Source organism: Lentzea sp. NPDC003310, from assembly GCF_040610935.1.
GTDB lineage: Bacteria > Actinomycetota > Actinomycetes > Mycobacteriales > Pseudonocardiaceae > Lentzea.
Map to the genome: position 1 here is coordinate 23,400 of NZ_JBEXNC010000001.1, position 18,906 is coordinate 42,305.

At 71.2% G+C, this 18,906-nt stretch carries 17 protein-coding genes; 7 read left to right on the forward strand and 10 right to left on the reverse strand.

Going from position 1 to position 18,906, the window contains the following annotated elements:
* Positions 1-55 precede the first annotated feature (55 nt).
* On the forward strand, positions 56-1,228 hold the full coding sequence (locus tag ABZX02_RS00120) for a GDSL-type esterase/lipase family protein (RefSeq protein ID WP_355293867.1): 1,173 nt from the start codon (positions 56-58) through the stop codon (positions 1,226-1,228).
* Here ABZX02_RS00120 and ABZX02_RS00125 read toward each other — a convergent pair.
* The 7 genes from ABZX02_RS00125 to ABZX02_RS00155 all read right to left on the reverse strand — a co-directional run bounded on the left by ABZX02_RS00125 (position 1,225) and on the right by ABZX02_RS00155 (position 7,543).
* A complete protein-coding gene (locus ABZX02_RS00125) occupies positions 1,225-1,788 on the reverse strand; it encodes a hypothetical protein (protein ID WP_355293868.1) in 564 nt (187 codons plus the stop codon). The two genes, ABZX02_RS00120 and ABZX02_RS00125, sit on opposite strands and share 4 nt — an antisense overlap.
* Positions 1,788-3,137 carry a hypothetical protein gene (locus tag ABZX02_RS00130; protein WP_355293869.1) on the reverse strand — a complete coding sequence of 450 codons (1,350 nt, stop codon included), beginning with the start codon at positions 3,135-3,137 and terminating at the stop codon, positions 1,788-1,790. The genes ABZX02_RS00125 and ABZX02_RS00130 overlap by 1 nt, the downstream gene beginning before the upstream one ends.
* Positions 3,134-3,895: an ABC transporter ATP-binding protein gene (locus ABZX02_RS00135; protein WP_355293870.1), complete on the reverse strand. Its 762-nt coding sequence runs from the start codon at positions 3,893-3,895 to the stop codon at positions 3,134-3,136. Before ABZX02_RS00135 ends, ABZX02_RS00130 begins: the two co-directional genes overlap by 4 nt.
* Positions 3,896-3,979: 84 nt before the next feature.
* Entirely contained in the window at positions 3,980-4,738 is a 759-nt protein-coding gene (locus ABZX02_RS00140) for an ABC transporter ATP-binding protein (protein WP_355293871.1), read from the reverse strand.
* Positions 4,735-5,520, reverse strand: coding sequence for a zf-HC2 domain-containing protein (locus ABZX02_RS00145; protein ID WP_355293872.1), 786 nt, complete (start codon positions 5,518-5,520; stop codon positions 4,735-4,737). The genes ABZX02_RS00140 and ABZX02_RS00145 overlap by 4 nt, the downstream gene beginning before the upstream one ends.
* Positions 5,521-5,755: 235 nt before the next feature.
* A complete protein-coding gene (locus ABZX02_RS00150; RefSeq protein ID WP_355294348.1) occupies positions 5,756-6,304 on the reverse strand; it encodes an RNA polymerase sigma factor in 549 nt (182 codons plus the stop codon).
* 90 nt (positions 6,305-6,394) lie between these two features.
* Positions 6,395-7,543 carry a helix-turn-helix domain-containing protein gene (locus ABZX02_RS00155; RefSeq protein ID WP_355293873.1) on the reverse strand — a complete coding sequence of 383 codons (1,149 nt, stop codon included), beginning with the start codon at positions 7,541-7,543 and terminating at the stop codon, positions 6,395-6,397.
* Between the two features lie 86 nt (positions 7,544-7,629).
* Here ABZX02_RS00155 and ABZX02_RS00160 point away from each other — a divergent pair, with 86 nt between their 5' ends.
* The 4 genes from ABZX02_RS00160 (at position 7,630) to lgt (ending at position 12,781) form a co-directional block, all read left to right on the forward strand.
* Complete coding sequence (locus ABZX02_RS00160) at positions 7,630-8,685, forward strand: ferredoxin reductase (RefSeq protein ID WP_355293874.1); 1,056 nt, start codon at positions 7,630-7,632, stop codon at positions 8,683-8,685.
* 99 nt (positions 8,686-8,784) lie between these two features.
* On the forward strand, positions 8,785-9,906 hold the full coding sequence (locus tag ABZX02_RS00165) for an acyl-CoA desaturase (protein WP_355293875.1): 1,122 nt from the start codon (positions 8,785-8,787) through the stop codon (positions 9,904-9,906).
* A 120-nt stretch (positions 9,907-10,026) separates the two neighbouring features.
* The gene (locus ABZX02_RS00170; RefSeq protein WP_355293876.1) at positions 10,027-11,808 is read left to right on the forward strand and encodes a CocE/NonD family hydrolase; all 1,782 of its coding nucleotides are present in this window, start codon (positions 10,027-10,029) and stop codon (positions 11,806-11,808) included.
* A 64-nt stretch (positions 11,809-11,872) separates the two neighbouring features.
* Positions 11,873-12,781, forward strand: a complete 909-nt coding sequence (gene lgt, locus ABZX02_RS00175) for a prolipoprotein diacylglyceryl transferase (RefSeq protein WP_355293877.1) — start codon at positions 11,873-11,875, stop codon at positions 12,779-12,781.
* Here lgt and ABZX02_RS00180 read toward each other — a convergent pair.
* Positions 12,708-16,301 (reverse strand): discoidin domain-containing protein, encoded by a 3,594-nt coding sequence (locus ABZX02_RS00180; RefSeq protein ID WP_355293878.1) that lies wholly within the window; start codon positions 16,299-16,301, stop codon positions 12,708-12,710. The genes lgt and ABZX02_RS00180 overlap by 74 nt on opposite strands.
* A gap of 261 nt (positions 16,302-16,562) precedes the next feature.
* Between ABZX02_RS00180 and ABZX02_RS00185 the strand changes: the two genes are divergently transcribed.
* Together ABZX02_RS00185 and ABZX02_RS00190 are read left to right on the forward strand one after the other, a co-directional pair.
* On the forward strand, positions 16,563-17,264 hold the full coding sequence (locus ABZX02_RS00185; protein WP_355293879.1) for a class I SAM-dependent methyltransferase: 702 nt from the start codon (positions 16,563-16,565) through the stop codon (positions 17,262-17,264).
* A complete protein-coding gene (locus tag ABZX02_RS00190; RefSeq protein WP_355293880.1) occupies positions 17,261-17,962 on the forward strand; it encodes a methyltransferase domain-containing protein in 702 nt (233 codons plus the stop codon). The genes ABZX02_RS00185 and ABZX02_RS00190 overlap by 4 nt, the downstream gene beginning before the upstream one ends.
* On the opposite strand, the gene ABZX02_RS00195 is transcribed toward ABZX02_RS00190, so the two are convergent.
* Both ABZX02_RS00195 and ABZX02_RS00200 read right to left on the reverse strand, forming a co-directional pair.
* A complete protein-coding gene (locus ABZX02_RS00195) occupies positions 17,950-18,459 on the reverse strand; it encodes a YceI family protein (protein ID WP_355293881.1) in 510 nt (169 codons plus the stop codon). The genes ABZX02_RS00190 and ABZX02_RS00195 overlap by 13 nt on opposite strands.
* On the reverse strand, positions 18,456-18,776 hold the full coding sequence (locus tag ABZX02_RS00200) for a hypothetical protein (protein ID WP_355293882.1): 321 nt from the start codon (positions 18,774-18,776) through the stop codon (positions 18,456-18,458). Before ABZX02_RS00200 ends, ABZX02_RS00195 begins: the two co-directional genes overlap by 4 nt.
* Between the last annotated feature and the right edge of the window lie 130 nt (positions 18,777-18,906).

Here is an 18,906-nt window from a genome sequence, read left to right on the forward strand (position 1 = left end):
AAACGCTAAGAACCTCTGTATGAGAATCCCTGCGATCGTCTCGACCGTACTCGCCGTGGGAGCGCTCTTGTCGCCCGCGGCCGCCGCCGAACGCCCCGGCTGGTTCACCTCCTGGGCCCAGTCGCAGCAGGGCCTCGCGCCCGTCGTGCTGCACGACCAGTCGATGCGGATGATCACGCACCTCAGTCAGGGCGGTGGCGCGGTGCGGATCCGGGTGCAGAACACGTTCGGCACGGCTCCGCTGACGATCGACCGGACCACGGTCGCGGTGAGCGCGGGCGGCGCGGAGATCGAGGGCAGCCGCGAGCTGACGTTCGGCGGCCGCCGCGCGGTGACCATCCCCGCGGGCGGTGAGCTGTGGAGCGACCGCACGTCCCTGACCACCGCTCCCGGCACCGACCTCGCGGTCAGCATGCACGTGGCCGGGGACGTCGTGCCCGGCCGGCACGAGTCCGCGTTCCGCGAGAACTACCTGACCCCGCCCGGTTCCGGCGACCACGCCGCGGGCCAGGGCGCCGCGTACACGCAGAAGGTCCAGTCGACGTACGTGGTGAGCGCCGTCGACGTGCACAACCCGCGGCTCAAGGGGACGGTCGTGCCGTTCGGCAGCTCGGTCGTCGACGGCGTCGGCAGCACGAACTGCGGCCCGGGCTGCACCGAGCTCGGCACGAACAAGCGGTGGACCGATGTGCTCGCCCGCCGCCTCGCCGCCTCACCCGGCCCGCAGCTCGCCGTGGCCAACGCGGGCATCAGCGGCACCACGAGTTCCTTGTGCCCCAACACCCCTGGTGCGTTCGTCGGCCTGGATGCGGTGGCACGACTGGAAAGGGACGTCCTCGCACTGCACGGCGTCACCGACGTCATCTACTACTACGGCACGAACGACCTCGCGAACGGCTGCTCCGCCGCCGACATCATCACGAGCTACCGCACGGTGTTCCAGCGGCTGCGTGCGGCCGGGATCGCCGTGCACGTCACCCCGATCACGCCCCGGCCCGGCTACAGCGACCGGAACAACGTGGACCGGCACGCCGTCAACGACTTCGTGAAGCGCGGCGGCGACTGCTCGGACACCTGCGCCACGGTGCAGGACTTCGACCAGGTGCTGGAGGACCCGGTCAAGCCGAACAGCATCAACGCGCCCTACGACACCGGTGACGGCGTGCACGCGAACATCAAGGGACAGCAGGCGATCGCCGACTACATCGCTTTGGAGACCATCGCTTAGCGGCGTGCGCCGCGCACGCTGTACGCGGCGATCCCGGCCACGAACAGGATGCCCGCGGTCCACCTGGTCGCCGGGTCGTCCGGAGCGCCGAGAGGCCACGTGACGATCCGTCCGGTCACGGACTCCGTCGGCGGCATGATCGCCGCCACCGCCCACCACAGCACCGGGGCGGTGGCGGCGAGTCTCGCCCCGGCGACCGCTGCCGTGATTCCGGCCAGGCCGACCAGGCCCGCCACGTCGCGGACGACGAACTCCGCCGGGAACGGTTCGTCGCCGAGCCGCTGCACCAGGAGCACCGCGCCGGCAGCCGCGGACGTGGCGAGCAGGAGGTGACCGAGGCGCCACAGCGGCCACGGCACGGCGGTCGAGGCGTCGAGCTCCGGGTCCTGTCCTGCCAGGCCGGTCGTCGCGACCAGCACGGCGGCGAGGGTGGTCAGCGACGCGCTGAGCGCCGTCCACGGCGTGTGGAGCGCCGACCAGGCGATCAGCACGACCACCGGCAGGGCGACGACCGCGGCGGGAATGCCGCGCGATCGCGCGTAGAGCGCGAGCGGCCTCATCAGCTCGCCCCCAGGGCGTCGAGCGTGCGTTCGGGGTCCTGGCACGTCAGCAACATCTGACGAGCCTGCGCGACCCGCGCGAGCTGGTCCTGCGGCGAGTGGGCGCGGAACCGCTGCCACGCCTGGTCGATCTCGCCGCGCAGTCTCTCGTTGCGCCACATGAGGGGCTCGGACGCCAGCTCGGCCAGGTCGCCGTTGAAGTAGCCCGCGGTCACGTAGCGGACCACGCCCTCGGTGGGGTTGAAGCTGCTCGGCTCGGCGCAGCTCGGCACGCCCGCCCCGGAGAGCAGTTCCAGCCGCAGCTGGTCCTCGGAGAACGTCAGCGGGCGGGGGTAGCCGGACGCCCGGAGGTAGATGATCTTCTCGTTCCGCTGCGGCACCGTCAGGTGGGCCATGGCGGAGGTGTCCTCGCGGACCTCGCGGGGCGCGTCCGGCAGCACCCCGAGCTTCGCCAGCGCGGCCCTGCCGGCGGCAGCCACCTTGGGCAGCTGGTCCGCGTGCACCTGGCTGACGCACACCGGACCGTCGCAGACCTGCTTGCTCGCGATGGAGTCCGTCACCAGCACGTCGGAGTACTTGGTGGGCATGATCGACAGGGCGAGGGCGGCCGCCAGCGCCGCCGGCCCGAGCGCGGCCAGCCTCCCGAGGTGGGTGCGTGCGACGAGCAGCAGGAACGCCGTCACGCCCAGACCGGTGAACCACGCGATCTGGCCCAGGTCCACCGACGTCGAGGTGGTGACGAGGTCGGAGCTCGGCGGGTCCATCACGGGCGTGAGCAGGGCCAGCGCGGAGATCTCGTCGTCCGGCGACCGGGCCTCGACCGCCCGGCCCGCGGTGGTCGCGAGCATGAACGTGCCGACCAGCGCGACCGGAACGGTCAGCGGGTGCGGCAGGAGCCTGCCGAGCGCGAGTCCGAAGAGGACGCTCGACGCGAGGGCGAGCACCACGGTCACCATCAGCGGCACGAACCCTGCGGAGACGAACCCACCGCCCAGCGCGACCTTGGCGACCACTCCCGCGCACAGCAGGACCGCGGCGGCGGCGACCACCCCCGCGACCGCCGAGGCGAGCGTGCCGAGCCGGACCCAGCCGGGCCGGGAGGTGGTGGCGAAGAGCTCCGTGACCCCGGCCCGGCTGTCCCGCATCCCTTGCAGGACGGCCACTCCGACGGCGAGCGCCCACACGTAGGCGATCGGCAGCCGCAGCTGCAGCACCGCCGACGTCGAGTTGGCCGTCCAGGCCGCGCCGGCCGAGGTGATCAGCGCCAGCATGCCCGTGCCGGACACCAGCACGACCAGTCCGGCCCACAGCGCGGTGGAGCGCCTGAGCTCGATGCGCAGTCCGGTCACCAGGCACCCCCGGCGGACCTCGCGCTGATCAGTGCCGAGTAGCCGCGTTCGATCGGGCTGTCGCCGACGTGCGCGTCCGTGCCCGCGGTGGACAGGTCGGCGGGAGTTCCCTGGAAGACGAGGGAACCCTCGTTGACGAGCACGACGTCCGTGCAGGCCGCCGCGACGTCCTCGACCAGGTGGGTGGAGATCAGCACGCAGGCGTCGCGCCCGAGCTCGACGACGAGCTCGCGGAACCGCAGCCGTTGCGCCGGGTCCAGCCCGACCGTCGGCTCGTCGAGCAGCAGGATCTCGGGCCGGTTGACGATGGCCTGCGCGATGCCGACCCTCCTGACCATGCCGCCGGACAACGACTTCATCCGGTCGTTCGCGCGGTCGGCGAGCCCGACCCGGTCGAGCGCGTCGTGCACGGCGCCCGGGATCTCCCTGGCCGGCATCTCCTTGAGCCAGGCCAGGTACTCGACGAACTCGCGCACCTTGAACCGCTTGTAGTAGCCGAAGTGCTGTGGCAGGTAGCCCAGCTTCCTGCGGACGGCCTTCAACTTCCCGTGCGACGGCGTGCCGAGCAACGACAACGTCCCCGACGTGGGGGCCTGCACCGTGGCCAGCGTGCGGATCAGCGTGGTCTTGCCGGCGCCGTTGGGCCCGAGCAGCCCGTGCACGCCGCGGCCGAGCTCCAGGCTGAGCCCGTTGACCGCGTCGCGGCCCCTGCGCCCGCCCACGCGCACCACCAGGCTGTCGGCTTCGATCGCCTGCATCCTGTTCTCCCTCAAGTGTTTTGCGTTCTCGACGGGCTAGACGGCGGTGGTGCGCGCGAGGTTCTCGGTTTCGTGTGACGCCGGTCACCACGCGCCGGGTCGGCGGGCGATGCCGAGCAGGGCGCTGTACCCGCGTTCGAGGGGACTGTCCCCGGCGTGCTCGTCCGTTCCTCGTTGCGCGAGCTGATCCGGCGTGCCCTGGAAGATGAGTTCTCCTTGGGACAGCAGTACTACGTCGGTGCACGCGGCGGCGACGTCCTCGACGAGGTGCGTCGAGACGACCACGCACGAGTCCCTGCCGAGCTCGGTGAGCAGCTCGCGGAACCTGAGGCGCTGCGCGGGATCGAGGCCCGCGGTGGGTTCGTCGAGCAGCAGGACCTCGGGGTCGTTGACGATGGCCTGCGCGATGCCCGCCCGGCGGATCATGCCGCCGGACAACGTCTTCATCCGGTCGTCGGCCTGGTCGGCGAGCCCGACCCGTTCGACCGCCCGCTGCACGGCCCCCGGCACGTCCCGCACCTCCTTGAGCCACGCCACGTAGGACACGAACTCCCGCACGGTGAACCGCCGGTAGTGCCCGAACTCCTGCGGCAGGTACCCGACCCGGCGCCGCAGCTCCCGCAAGTCCATGCCGCCCAACAGGGTCAGCTCACCGCCGTGCGGCTTGAGCACGGTGGCGAGCGCGCGGATGAGCGTGGTCTTGCCGGCGCCGTTGGGCCCGAGCAGCCCGTGCACGCCGCGTCCCATCCGGAGCGTCACCCCGTCGACGGCCGTGCGGCGCCCCGCCCTGACCCGCAGTCCGCGCGCCTCGATCTCCCAGGCGTAGGTGGTGGGTGCGGTCACCGGTGGACCTCCAGTCGCGTGAACGTCAGGCGGCGCGCGGCGATGGTCACCACGCTGAGCACGGTGATCGCCACCCACACGGGCGCGAGGTCGAGCGCCGCCGCCGTGCGGCTGAACGCGATCGTGGGCGCCACGATGGCGATGGCCCAGCCCGCCGTGAGCACGACCGCCGCGCGCGTGACGCCGATCAGCGTGCCGAGCGCGAGCGTGCCGACGGTGAGCGCGAGGCACGGCAGCAGCCACCGCGCGAACCCCGCGCCGGTCAACAGACTCGCCACCCCCAACCCGGGGACCACCACGGCCAGCACGGCCGCCGTCCGCCGGAAGACCAGCGGCAACCCCGCCCTGGGCGTGGCGGCGGTGATCTCGTGGGCGGGGTCGAGCGCCCGCCCCCACGACGCGGCGACGCCCAGGACCGGCAGCACCGGCGCGACGAGCAGCACCAGCGAGACCCGATCACCCACCACGACCCCGACCCGGTCGAGCGCCACCGCCGCCGCGATGACCAGCAGGATCATCGCGAGCCACGGCCCGGCCGCGGGCGACATCCAGGCGTGCAGCCGGTGCCAGGGCTTGGCGCGCGGCATCTGCGGGGTGCGGTCGAGGAGGGGGGAGAGGCCGGTCCAGACGGCGTCGGCGAGGGGGACGGGGGCGAGCCTCGCGCGGCAGGGGGCGCAGGTTTCGAGGTGCGCCTCGACGGCCCAGAGCTGGTCGGCTGGGATGTCGGGGTCGCCCTGGGAGTAGCGGCGGAGCAGGGGGTCGCCGGGGTGGTGGGCGGTCATGGTCGCGCCTCCTTCGTCGCGGGGTGGGGGCGGTCGAGGTGAGGGGCGCCGGGGAGGTGCGGGGCCGGGCCGGTCGACGCGCCTTGGCCGGGTGGGCTGGGAGTCAGGCGGTGTGGTGCAGGCAGGCGGGCGGCGTGGCTGGGTGCCCAGCGGCACGGCCTCGGCTGCCGGGCGGCGTCGCCGAACCACCCTCGCCGGCGACCGGCGGGCGTGCCCGACGCGGTGCGGCTCGACCTCATGCCAGCGCCTCCCTCATCGCGATCCGCGCCCTCCGAGCGCGCGTCTTCACGGTCCCCTCCGGCACCCCGAGCAGCACCGACGTCTCCCGCACCGTCAGCCCGTCCAGCACCATCGCCTGCAGCACCTGCCGCAGTTCGGGCGCGAGCCGGCGCAGTGCGTCCCCCACCTCGTCGCCGACCACGCCGTCGAGCACCTCCTCGTCGGCCGCCATCGACGGGGCCGGCGCGGCCGCCAGCGGTGGGGTGGCGTGGTGGGCGCGGCGGCGGAAAGCGTCGATCAGGCGGCGGGCCGCGATGGTCCACAGCCAGCCGACCGCGGTGCCTCCCGCGGCGGCGCCCGCGAAGGCGTCGGCCGCCCGCCAGACCGCCAGGTAGGTCTCCTGGAGGACCTCGGCGACGATCTGGTCGTCCGCGCAGCGGCGGCGCAGGCGCACGGTCAGCCACGGTGACGTGCGGCGGTACAGCTCCTCGAACGCGCGGCGGTCGCCCCGTGCGACTCGGCGCACGAGCTGTTCCTCGTCGAGGTCCGCAGGCTCACCCCGGATGGCTCTCACACTCCGCAAGACGTCGAGATCGACGGCCAGGTTCTCGTCCCGCTGTGGTGTGCGCCACTTCAATCATGCTGCTCTATAGCTTCAGTGTTGACCAAAATCAGGCAGTCCGACGGCGAGCGTCAGCTCCAGGACGCGCTGCGGAGAGCCGAGGTCCGGGAACAGGTCGCGGAGCTGACCCATCCGGTAGCGCACCGTCTGCGGGTGCACGAACAGGGCGGCGGCCACCTCCTCGCGGCGGCCGTGGTGCAGCAGCCACGCGCGCAGTGTTTCCTCCAGGCGTCGGGCTGAAGCTGCAGGTAGAGCGAGCAACGGGGCGAGCGCGCGCGCTCGGAGGTCGGCGTACGCGTCAGGGTCGGCGCTCAGGACCAGGGAGGCCAGGTGCTCCTCGGTGTCGCGGATGTCGGGGGAGAGGGAGCGCGCGCGTTCGGCCCGTGCGTACGAAGCGGAGGCACGCGTCCATGGACGTGCTGGGCCGACGACGGCGTTACGGCCGATGAGCTGTCGTAGCAGATGAGAGCGGTCGGCGTCGGGGACGAACAGCACGCCGGTGGTGTCCGGCAGGTCGTCCAGGACGAGGGTGCCGGGGTCGAGCAGGCGGTAGGCGGGGCGGGTCTGGAAGGCGGGCAGCAGCACCGCGGTCAGCGTGGTGGGCGGCTGCCAGCCGGCCCGGCTCGCGGCGGCCAGGAGGACCTCGGTGCTCGACCCCGCCAGCAGGTCGCGGGCCAGTTGTTCCAGGTGGCGCTCGTGGGCGAGGCCCCGCGCGGCCAGTTCGTCGGCGTGGCCCGCGGCGGACGCGGCGGACAGCTCGTCGATGTACGCGAACGTCAGCTCGGCGAACTTCGCCACCTCGGAGGCGGGCAGACCCGCTGGTACGGCGCCCGCGGCGAGGCCTCGCCAGGCCACCCTGGCGCCCACGCGGTACGCGCTGAGCAGGGCGTCCATCGACCGGCCGTCGCGCACCTCACCGCGGCCGAGCTCGTACGCCGCGTCACTCGCGTCACCGCCACCACCTGTGCCACCGGCCAGATCCAAGTAGTGTCCTAGCGCCGTGCGAACCGCACGGCGGATCGTGCCGCCCATGCGTCCGGACAGTGCGTTCGCATAAGACGGCACTTCGGCGATGATGGCCCGCACGACCTCGTCCGCGGTGGTCTTCAGAACCGCCCGCAACGCGGTCACGGTCTTCTCATCCAGGGCCAGTTCGGTGGCCCTCCTCATTGCGTGAGTCACGATTTGTTCCCTGCGAACAATCTGAAGGTTCAAATTCACGTCCTGCGGACAGGACTTTACGCCCTGAGGCGCATCAAGCTGGAGTCATGACGAGTGCCGCCCTCCGCAGCAGGGCGTGGAAGTTCCTTGAGCTGGTCACGACGCCACTGCTGCCGTCCGACTACCTCGACCTGGTCAACCCCCTCCGGGCGGGTGCCGACCTGCGCGGCCGCATCGAGGCCGTGCACCGCGAGACAGACGACGCCGCGACCATCGTGATCAGGCCCGGCAAGGGCTGGCGCGGTCACGTCGCCGGTCAGTACATCCGGATCGGCATCGACGTCGACGGCGTGAGACTGTGGCGCGCCTACTCGGTGACGTCGCCGACGAACCGCGCGGACGGCCGCATCACGATCACCGTGAAGGCCATCCCCGACGGCAAGGTCAGCAACCACCTGGTCCGCAGGGCGAAGCCCGGCACGGTCATCCAGCTCGACCAGGCCACCGGCGAGTTCGTCCTGCCCGCCACCCGTCCCGCCAAGGTCCTCTACCTCACCGCCGGCAGCGGCATCACGCCCGCCATGGGCATGCTGCGCGACTCCCGGCTCGCCGACGTCGTGATGGTCCACTCCGCGCCGCGCCAGGAAGACGTGATCTTCCGCAACGACCTGCACGACCTGGTCGCGGACAAGGCCCTCACGCTCACCGAGCTGCACACCGACACCGACGGCATGCTCGACATCGCCGACCTCGAGAAGCTCGTGCCCGACTGGGCCGAGCGCGAGACCTGGGCCTGCGGCCCGGCCGGTCTGCTGGACGCCGCGGAGGCGCACTGGGCCGCGCACGGCATCTCCGACAAGCTGCACACCGAGCGGTTCCGCCCGACGGTCGTCGTGGCGGGTGACGGTGGCGAGGTCACGTTCGGCAAGACCGGCAAGACCGTCGAGGCCGACGGCGCCACCCCGCTGCTCAACGTCGGCGAGGAGGCGGGCGTGCTGATGCCGTCCGGCTGCCGCATGGGCATCTGCTTCGGCTGCGTCACGCCGCTGAAGTCCGGCGCGGTGAGAGACCTGCGCACCGGCGAGATCACCGAGGCCGAGGACGGCGTGCTCGTCCAGACCTGCGTGTCCGCCGCCGCCGGGCCGTGCGAACTCGAACGCTGACGGCCTGACCCGACCAGGCCGCGTACCTCTCCACCACAGACCTCCCTCCCCCCGCGAAGTGGCCCACCCCCAGCCACTGGACCCTCGAAAGCGAGCTCCATGACCGCCATCGACCCCACCGCCCACCTCACCGCCGAGCAGATCGAGGAGCTCGGCCGCGAGCTCGACGCGATCCGCGACGAGGTCATCGCGAGCCGCGGTGAGAAGGACGCCGCGTACATCCGCAAGGTGATCTCGGTGCAGCGCAAGCTGGAGATCACGAGCCGGGGAATCCTGCTGTTCTCGATCTTCCCGCCGGCCTGGCTGATCGGCACCGCCGGTCTCTCCGTGGCGAAGATCCTGGAGAACATGGAGATCGGCCACAACATCCTGCACGGCCAGTGGGACTGGATGCGCGACCCGAAGATCCACTCCACGACCTGGGAGTGGGACCACGTGTCGCCCGCCGACCAGTGGAAGCACTCGCACAACGAGCTGCACCACACGTACACGAACGTGATCGGCAAGGACAACGACCTCGGCTACGGCATCATGCGCGTGGACGAGGACCAGAAGTGGCACCCGATGCACCTGGGCCAGCCGCTGTGGAACTTCATCAACGCCTGCTTCTTCGAGTACGGCATCGCGGCGTACGACCTGGAGCTCGGCAAGAACCTCCACAAGCGCCGCCGCAAGAACCCCGAGTTCCGCGCGCGGGCCAAGGCCGTGGGCCGCAAGATCCGCCGCCAGGTGCTCAAGGACTACGTGATCCACCCGCTGCTGTCCGGCCCGTCGTTCCTGACGACGCTCGCGGCGACGTTCACCGCGAACCTGATCCGCAACCTGTGGTCGCACTCGGTGATCATGTGCGGTCACTTCCCCGAGGGCGTGCAGGTCTTCGAGCGCCGCTCGATCAAGGGCGAGACGCGCGGCCAGTGGTACCTGCGCCAGATGATGGGCTCGGCGAACATCAGCGGCAGCAAGGCCATGCACATCATGACCGGCAACCTGTCGCACCAGATCGAGCACCACCTGTTCCCGGACCTGCCGAGCAACCGGTACGCCGAGGTCGCGGTCAAGGTGAAGGCACTGTTCGAGAAGTACGAGCTGGACTACGTGACCGGCCCGCTGCCCAAGCAGGTCTTCTCCGCGTGGCACAGGGTGTTCCGCCTGTCGCTGCCCAACCGCAAGCCCAAGGCCAAGAAGACGTCCGACCGGGACAAGGAACTGGTCGCGGCCTGAGACAAGCAATGGTTTAGATCTTTCGGCCGTACCGGCGACACCGCCGGAACCGGTGAGATTCCTTCGTAGGGCCCGAGCTCCATCCCTGCTGCTTCATCGGGCCCTCCGACGGAGGAACCTATGCGAAGGGTCTACCTCGTCGTGGCCGCCCTGCTCACGGCCGCGACGATCCACACGCCTGCCTCGACCGCGGCGCCCGCCGCGGCGGCGGCGATCACCGAGACCGTCTACGTCGAGTCCACAATCGACAGCGACGCGGACGGCAAGCTCGACCGGATCGCCGCCGACGTCATGCGCCCGGACACGGCGGGCAAGGTGCCGATCGTGATGGAGGCCAGCCCCTACTACGGGCTGGGCGCCGCCGCGGCGTCGTCGATGACCGTGCCGCGCGGCTTCGGCCGTTGGTACGACGAGTACTTCGTGCCGCGCGGGTACGCCGTCGTCGAGATGGAGATGCAAGGCACCTCCCGCTCGACCGGCTGCCCGACCACGGGCGGTCCCGAGGACACGGCGAGCGTCCGCGCGGTCGTGGACTGGCTGAACGGCCGGGCGAAGGCGTTCTACGCGGACGGCCGCGCGGCGGTCGCGAGCTGGAGCACCGGCAACGTCGGCATGCTCGGCGTCTCCTACAACGGCACGCTGCCCAACGCGGCGGCCGCGGCGAACATCCCCGGCGTGAAGACGATCGTGCCGATCGCCGCGATCTCCAGCTGGTACGAGTACGCCCGCGACCAGGGCATCGGCTACAAGGGCTGGGAGTCGAACTACCCGACGTACCTCGCCAACTACGTCGTCAGCGCGGCGCAGAAGGCGAAGTGCAAGCCGGTGTTCGACAAGCTGACGGCGCAGGACGGCGACGAGTCCTGGGACTACACGTCGTTCTGGAAGGCCCGCGACTACCGGCCGGGCGCGCAGAACACGACCGCGTCGGTGTTCGTGGTGCACGGCCAGGCGGACTGGAACGTCAAGCCGTCGCAGTTCGGCCGCTGGTGGAAGGAACTGCAGGACAACAACGTGCCGCGCAAGATCTGGCTGCACCGCGGCGGGCACCTCGACCCGATCTCGTTCCGCCAGGCCGAGTGGCAGCGCGTCATGGGCCTGTGGATGGACCACTGGCTCAAGGGCGCCGACAACGGGATCATGAGCGAGCCCATGGCCGACGTGCAGAAGCCGGACGGCAGCTGGGAGCAGGCGGCGTCGTGGCCGCGGCCGAACACCCAGAGCACCACGCTGTACCTCGGTCCGGCCTCCGGTGGCATGTCCGGGTCGCTCACGACCTCGCCGGTTGCGAGCGGCACGCAGACGCTGGGCGCGAACGCGAACATCAGCGAGGCGAGCATGATGGCCAACCCGGAGACGGCGAACACCAGCCGGCTGGCCTACGTGACCGCGCCGCTGACGAAGGACGCGCGGCTCTCCGGTGAGGTCAGCCTGACGGTCCGGGTCGCGTCGAACCGCGCGTCCACGCCGCTCACGGCGGTGCTGGTGGACTACGGCCCGAGCACGCAGGCGGTGCTGTCCGAACGCAGCCCGCTGCAGCTGTCCACCGAGGTGTGCGGCAAGAACGACCTGCGCGACCGCACCGGCTGCGCGAAGGAGCCGGACGTGTCGATCCAGGCCGTCACGGCGACGATGCTCACCAAGGGCGCGATCGACACCAAGAACCGGTCGTCGCTCGAGACCGCGACCCCGTTGCCCACCAACGGGTCCACCGCGGACGTCACCTGGAAGCTGCACGCCAGGGACGCGTTGATCCCGGCCGGGCACCGGATCGGCATCGTGCTCGTCACCAACCACAACGCCTACATCGCGTCGGACTCGGCGGCGAGTGGTGTCTCGCTGAAGGTGTCGCTCGGTGTCAGCAAGGTGGTGCTGCCGATCGTCGGCGGCGCGCTCAACTAGTGCGAACGGGCCGGGGTTCGCGGACTTCACAGTGCGCGAGCCCCGGCCTCACTAGGGTGGCGCGATGCTGCTCGCGGCCATCCCGAGTCCGACCCAGGGCGTCTGGCACCTCGGCCCGGTGCCGATCCGCGCCTACGCCTTCTGCATCATCGCGGGGATCCTCGTCGCCGCCTGGCTGACCGAACGGCGCTACGTCGCGCGCGGCGGCCGGCCCGGTGTCATCAACCAGATCGCGACCTGGGGCGTGCCGTTCGGCATCGTCGGCGCCCGGCTCTACCACGTGGCCACGTCCTGGCAGCCGTACTTCGGTCCCGGCGGGAACCCCGTGAAGGCCCTCTACATCTGGGAGGGCGGGATGGGTGTCTGGGGCGCGATCGCCTTCGGTGCCCTCGGCGCGTGGATCGGCGCTCGGCGCGCGGGCGTGGCGCTGCCTCCGCTGGCCGACGCGGCCGCTCCGGGAATCCTGCTGGCGCAAGGCATCGGACGGCTCGGCAACTGGTTCAACAACGAGGTGTACGGCGGGCCGACCGACCTGCCGTGGGCGCTCACGATCCACGAGTGGGACCAGGGCGCCGGCCGGGCGGTGGCCGGTGCGGACGGGCAGCCGGTGGTGCTCGGGACGTTCCACCCGACGTTCCTCTACGAACTGCTGTGGACCTTCGCGGCGGCCGCTGTGCTGATCTGGGCCGAACGCCGGTTCGCGCTCGGGCACGGCCGTGCGTTCGGCCTATACGTCGTGCTCTACACGACGGGCCGGCTGTGGATCGAGGCGCTGCGGATCGACGAGGCGAACACGATCCTGGGGCTGCGCCTCAACATCTGGACGTCGTTGTTGGTGGGGCTGGGTGCCGCCGCGCTGACGCTGTGGTCGGCGCGACGGCACCCAGGCCGGGAGGACCTCAGGTCAGCTTCGGAGCCGAGTTGTACGCCTCCGCCAGCAGACGCGGCGTCCGGACGGACCGCTGCGGGCTGATCGTCACGGTCCGCACCTCGCCCGGCAGCAACCAGAAGTAGTTGTCGCTGTACAGGGTCGGCAGGACGCGGTCGGTGCCGTTGCGCTCGCGCAGCGACAGCCGGACCATCGCGGCCACCGTCTTGCCGGTGTTGCGTACGGTCGCGGTGTAGCCGTCCTTGGTGGCGCTCATCGTGGTCGCCAGCTGGGTGTAGGCCAGCTGGTTGAGCGCGTGCATGGACTCCGGGGTGCGGTAGCGCCAGTAGGTGTTCTCGGAGACCTGCTTGCCCTGCGCGTCGGTCAGCGTGAGGCGCAGCAGGTGGAACGCGGGCAGCGCGTCGTCGAACGGCACGGTGAACAGGTGGCTCACCGACGTCGCCGCCACGTCGAGCTTCTGCTCGTGCGCCGGGCCGATCGCCTTGCCGTCCAGGCCGTGCAGCTGCGCCCTGACGGTGACGCCGGTCAGCGCGGACGCGGTGTGGTTGACCGCGCTGACCTGCCAGGTCGTCAGGTTCGCCTGCACGTGCCGCTGCTCGCAGCCCTTGCGGGAGCCGTAGTAGCTGCCGTTGACGTCCATGTCGTAGTCGTAGGTCTGCCACACGGTGCTGTGCCACGCCGGGTGCGACATCCACAGCAGCACACCGGAGGCGTCGTTCCACAGCTTGGCGTTCCACGCCTCGAAGATCGCGCGCATGTTCTCGTAGTTGACGAACTGCGCCTTGCGGCAGAACTCCTCCAGGCTGCTCGACGGCGCGAGGCGGGCGTCGATCGCGGCCTGGTAGCCCTTCGGCTGCTGGTTGCTGTTCTCCGACCAGTCGTGCATGTACCAGGCGTCGCCGATCGGCCAGCCCGGGTTGCCCTGGCCGACGAGGTTGCGCATGCTCTCGACGACCGACACGGTCGGCAGGCCGATCTCGCTCCAGAACCCGAACTTCCCGCCCGTGGCCTCACCGGTGCCGTACGTGCGGGGGTCGACCCAGCGGTACGTGCCGTCGCCGGTGATCACACCGCTCGCCGAGTTCGGCTGGTACATCAGGTCGGTGTTGGTGTGCACGATCTCGCGCAGCACCTTGTCGACGGCGTAGGGCGGGCTGCCCTCGTTGCAGCCGAACCACACGACGCAGCAGGCGTGCGAGCGGTAGCGCAGCACGGTGTCCTTCGCCTGCGCGAAGAACTGCTCGTGGTTCGCGGGGTCGGACGACCAGCCGAGCCAGAACTCGTTCCACAGCAGGATGCCGTACTTGTCGCAGGCCTCGAACAGCTCCTCGCGGTACGACGAGCCGACCCAGTTGCGGATCACCGTGAAGTTCATGTCGCGGTGCAGCGCGACGGCCGCGTCCGCGCGCGAGCCGGGCATGCGGCGCAACAGCTCGTCCCAGCCCCAGCTGCCGCCGCGGGCGAAGATCCGCACGTTGTTGACGAAGATGACGAGCGGCTTGGGGGAGTTGTCCTGCGCCACCACGTCGGTCCAGGTGTCGCCGTCCTGCGAGACCTGGATCTTGAACGTCGCGGCGTAGGCCGTCTCCCAGCGCATTGTCACGCGGTCGAACGAGGTGGTGGCGCCCAGGTCGACCTGCACCCACTCGTTGTCGTTGTAGTTCGAGGTCCAGCGGGACTTCGGGTCGCCGTCGGTCACGGCGCCGGGCGAGGTCCAGTCGGCGCTCGACGACGCGGTGGCGGTCTTGCCGCGCGCGAGGTCGGTGTCCGGGGACCTGCTGTCCAGCACGGACATCGTGAAGACCGAGAAGCCCCAGCTGGTGGCGCGCCGGCCGCCCTGCATCCGGACGTACCGGGCCTGCTGCGCCGGGAAGTCGACGGTCTGGTCGGCGGCGCCGTCGACGATGGTGATCGGCAGGTCGTACTTGTAGGTGACCTGCCGGATGCCGAACTTGAGCTTCTTGCGGTCGCTGACCGCGCCGCCGACGGTGGCCGTCAGCGTGAGGTCGTGCAGGACCGGGTCGCCGTACCCGTTGGGCCACCACAGCTTCGGGTTCTTGATGCGCGTCTGCGGGTGCGTGGCCGGCGAGAAGACCGCGTCGGCCGCGGAGTTCGCCGGCACGGTGACCGTGCTCGTGATCTTGACGCCGTCGAACTCGGCGGTGACGGTGACGGTCTTCGCGCTCGCCTCGACGTTGCGGACCGGCACGGTGAACGTGACCTCGGCGGTGGTGGCGTCGGTCAGCTTCGTGTCGATGCGCGGGTCGCCGACGACCACGGCACCGGTCGAGCGCAGCCGGACGTGGTTCCAGATGCCGGACGCGCGGTCGCGGACCGCGGGCATCCAGTCCCAGCCCGACACGGCGAGGTAGGTGGGGGAGTTCTTGAACATCGTGCTGTTCGCGCCGACCCACGCCTCACCGCGCGGTCCCTTGTCGCCGGGGCTGCCGGGGAACGGCATCGGCGCGATCCGCACGGCCAGGTTCTGGTCGCCGGACCGCCGCAGCGCCGTCGTCACGTCGATCACGGCCCGGCCGAACGGGTTGCTGATCGCGCCGATCCTGGCTCCGTTGAGCCAGAACTCGGCCTCGTGGTTGATGCCGTCGAACTCCAGCCAGACGTGCCTGCCCGCACCGGTGTTCAGGCCGGAAGGCAGGCCGAACGTGCGGCGGTACCACCACACGTGCCGCGAGAGGGCCTCCGGGATCTCCAGGTTGTTCATGCCGTACACCGGGTCCGGCAGGTGGCCCTGCTCGACCAGCGACGCGAGCACGGTGCCGGGCACGGTCGCGGGCACCCAGCCGCGGGTGTCGACGTTCGGGGACGACAACGCCGCGCCGTCCTTGGCGGGCGCGAAGTCCTGCATGGTCAGCACCCAGCCGGACTCGAGCGGCACGGAGCCGTCGGGCGCCACGGTCAGCGCCGGGCTCTCGTGGGTGCGCACCGGCCAGTTCGTCCAGCCCTGCACCGCCGGACGGTTGTCCCTGGTGGTGCCGTAGACCTGGAGACCGTTGAGCCCCAACGGGTTCGTCGTGGACCTGCGGGTCGAGGAGAACCGGACCCAGCGCGCCTTCACGACCGGGGTGAACGGGACGGTGACCTGGCCGCCGGCACCGGACTCGCTGTGGTGGACCGTCCGCCACGTCCGGCCGTCGTCGGACACGTCGAGGTCGAACGCCACCGCGTAGCTCGACAGGATCTCGGTGCCCAAGGTCTCCGCCCGCGAGGCGTTGGCGTCGAACGCCGGGTCACCCGGCTTCGCCTCGAACGTCAGCACGATCGAGGAGACCTCGCAGCGGCCCTGCAGGTCGACGATCAGCCACTGGCTGTCGCCCTGCCCGGCACGCCAGCCCGACCCCTGCACGCCGACCTGCGCGAGACCGTCCACCGCGAACTTCGCCGGGGTGGCGGCGTAGTCCGTCGAGGACACCGACACCGGGCGGAACAGCGCGAGGTCCACAGCCTTCTCCTGCCTGGCGGCTGCCTCCGGTGCGGCCGTCGCGGTCCCCGGCAGCAGACTGGTCACGCCGAAGCCGGCGAGCAGCCCGCCGCCCATGGTCAGTGCCTGTCTCCGCGAGATGCCGCTGCCGAAGTCCTGCGCCATTGCGAGCTCCGATCCCTGTCCTGACAACGTTGCCAGGAAGCTTCGGTGCCGTTACCGCACTGGTCAATAAGACAAGCGAGACAGGAATTGACAGCGAAGACATCGATGTCATCGCTTCGGGATCGAGTCATGTCCGCTGGCCAGCGAGAACGCGGGACGTCCCGGTTCCGCACGCGTAAAAGACCGGTACAACAGGTGGGCGGTTTCCCGTGGTGCCCTGGTTTCGGACGGTGACCGGGTGGCTCGGGCAAGATCGAGTGCATGAGCGACTACGACTCCGTGGCAGAGGCCTACGACCTCGAGAACCAGAACAGCCTGCTGAACGCCTACTACGAGCGTCCGGCGACGTTGGGGCTGGCCGGGGACGTGGCCGGACGGCGGGTGCTCGACGCCGGGTGCGGCGCCGGGCCGTTGTTCGCGGCGTTGCGGGAGCGGGGCGCGGTGGTCAGCGGCTTCGACGTGAGCGCGGGCATGGTGGAACGGGCGCGGCTGCGGCTCGGCCCGGACGCCGATCTGCGGGTCGCGGACCTGGCCGATCCGCTGCCGTACGGCGATGCCGAGTTCGACGACGTGGTGGCGTCGCTGGTGCTGCACTACCTGGAGGACTGGGGACCCGCGCTCGGTGAGCTGCGGCGCGTGCTGCGGCCCGGCGGTCGCCTCATCGCGTCCGTCAACCACCCCGTCGCCGACTACTGCATCGCCCGCCTGCAGGGCCGCAGACCCGACTACTTCGCGACCTGGGCGGAGGCCGCCGAATGGCCCGTCGGCGACCAGGTGGTGAAGGTGACCTTCTGGAACCGGCCGCTGCACGCCATGACCGACGCGTTCACCGCCGCCGGGTTCCGGATCTCCCGGATCAGCGAACCGCCTCCCGCGCCGGAGGCCCGCGAGCTGTTCCCGGACGACTACCACCTGCTCGCGACCGCGCCGAGCTTCCTGTTCTTCGTGCTGGAGGTCGAGTGAGCGCTTACGACGTCGTGGCCGAGGCGTACGCGGCCGACAACGACCGCAGCTACGCGAACGCGTACTACGAGCGCCCGGCGACGCTGGCACTGGCCGGGGACGTGACCGGGCGGCGGGTCCTGGACGCGGGGTGCGGGGCCGGGCCGTTGTTCGCCGCGTTGCGGGACCGGGGTGCGGTCGTCAGCGGGTTCGACGTCGGCGCCGGGATGGTGCGGCAGGCCCGGCTGCGCCTCGGTGCGGACGCCGACGTGCGGGTGGCCGACCTGGCCGGGCCGCTGCCGTTCCCCGACGGCGGGTTCGACGACGTGATCGCGTCGCTGGTGCTGCACTACCTGCGGGACTGGGGACCGGCCCTGGCCGAGCTGCGGCGCGTGCTGCGGCCCGGCGGCAGGCTGATCGCGTCGGTCAACCACCCCGCCGCCGGGTACAGCGACGAGCTCGTCGCCGGTCGCCGGCCGGACCACTTCACCACCTGGGCGCAGGAGGCGGCGTGGCCGGTGGGCGACGGGGTGGTCGAGTTGACCTTCTGGCACCGGTCGCTGCACGCGATGACCGACGCGTTCACCGCCGCCGGGTTCCGGCTCGCGCGGATCAGCGAGCCGCAGCCGCTGCCGGAGGCGCGCGACCTGTTCCCCGACGAGTTCGCGCACTACGAGGGCGCGCCGAACTTCCTGTTCTTCGTGCTTCACGCGGACTGAGTGAGCACCGCGGTGACCGTGACGTCCACGTACCGGCCGATCAGGAAGCGCGGCGCGCGGATGCCGAGAGTCCGGCGGTCGAGCCGGGTGGTCGCGGTGAGCACGGCCTCGCGGCCGTCCAATGAGGACAGTTCTGCCGTGCCGTCGAGCACGGTCTCGGTACCGCGTGCGGACAGCGTGCCGGTGACGTGCCAGCCGCCGCCGGTGGTGCGCGCGGACGTCGCGGTGAACGTCATCGCGGGGTGCCGGTCGAGGTCGAGCAGACCGGGTTTGCGCAGGTCCTGATCGCGCTTGGCGACACCGGTGTCGATGGCGCCGAGGTCGAGGGTCCCGTGCACGGCGAGCAGCGCGCCGTCCGGTCCGACCTCGACGGTGCCCGCGGTGACGGGCACCGTGCCGTGCGCCTTGCGGCCGAGGTTGCCGACCTGGAACGACGCCGTGCTGCGGCTCACGTCGGCTCGCCACGTGCCGGCGGCGAGCGTGCGGACGGCGGTCACGACCGCGCCTGCTCGTACTCGAAGACCTGCAGCACAGGGTAGATCTCGACGCGGTCCGCGCCCGGCAGCAGCGCCGCGTCCTCGCCGGGCAGCAGCCGGGTGCTCGTGATCGCCTTCTGGGTGTCGATCAGCACCTGCTCGGACTCGGCGATCGACAGCACGACCTCCGACCCGTCCGCGCGGCGCAGCACGTAGGTCCGGATGTTGCCCGGCACGGACAGGGCCGCGGGCGTGATCCGCTCCCTGGCCGCGAAGTCCGCGGCGGCGAGCTGTTCCGGGCCGCGGGGCCCGTCGAAGTAGGTGAGCTGCGCGTACATGGTGGCCTCCTGGGTTGGTGCACCGAGTCTCGGCGCACCGGGCGCGCGGCGGATCCGTGGCAGCACGGAGTGCGGTACCGAGCCGGCACGGGCGGTGCGGCCCGCTCAGCGACCGAACTCGCCGTGCCTC

Coding starts and splice junctions, on each gene's coding strand:
- ABZX02_RS00145 (WP_355293872.1), bottom strand. CDS start 5,520: ATGACCGCCCACCACCCCGGCGACCCCCTGCTCCGCCGCTACTCCCAG.
- ABZX02_RS00185 (WP_355293879.1), top strand. CDS start 16,563: ATGAGCGACTACGACTCCGTGGCAGAGGCCTACGACCTCGAGAACCAG.
- ABZX02_RS00135 (WP_355293870.1), bottom strand. CDS start 3,895: ATGCAGGCGATCGAAGCCGACAGCCTGGTGGTGCGCGTGGGCGGGCGC.
- ABZX02_RS00165 (WP_355293875.1), top strand. CDS start 8,785: ATGACCGCCATCGACCCCACCGCCCACCTCACCGCCGAGCAGATCGAG.
- ABZX02_RS00160 (WP_355293874.1), top strand. CDS start 7,630: ATGACGAGTGCCGCCCTCCGCAGCAGGGCGTGGAAGTTCCTTGAGCTG.
- ABZX02_RS00170 (WP_355293876.1), top strand. CDS start 10,027: ATGCGAAGGGTCTACCTCGTCGTGGCCGCCCTGCTCACGGCCGCGACG.
- ABZX02_RS00200 (WP_355293882.1), bottom strand. CDS start 18,776: ATGTACGCGCAGCTCACCTACTTCGACGGGCCCCGCGGCCCGGAACAG.
- ABZX02_RS00180 (WP_355293878.1), bottom strand. CDS start 16,301: ATGGCGCAGGACTTCGGCAGCGGCATCTCGCGGAGACAGGCACTGACC.
- ABZX02_RS00125 (WP_355293868.1), bottom strand. CDS start 1,788: ATGAGGCCGCTCGCGCTCTACGCGCGATCGCGCGGCATTCCCGCCGCG.
- lgt (WP_355293877.1), top strand. CDS start 11,873: ATGCTGCTCGCGGCCATCCCGAGTCCGACCCAGGGCGTCTGGCACCTC.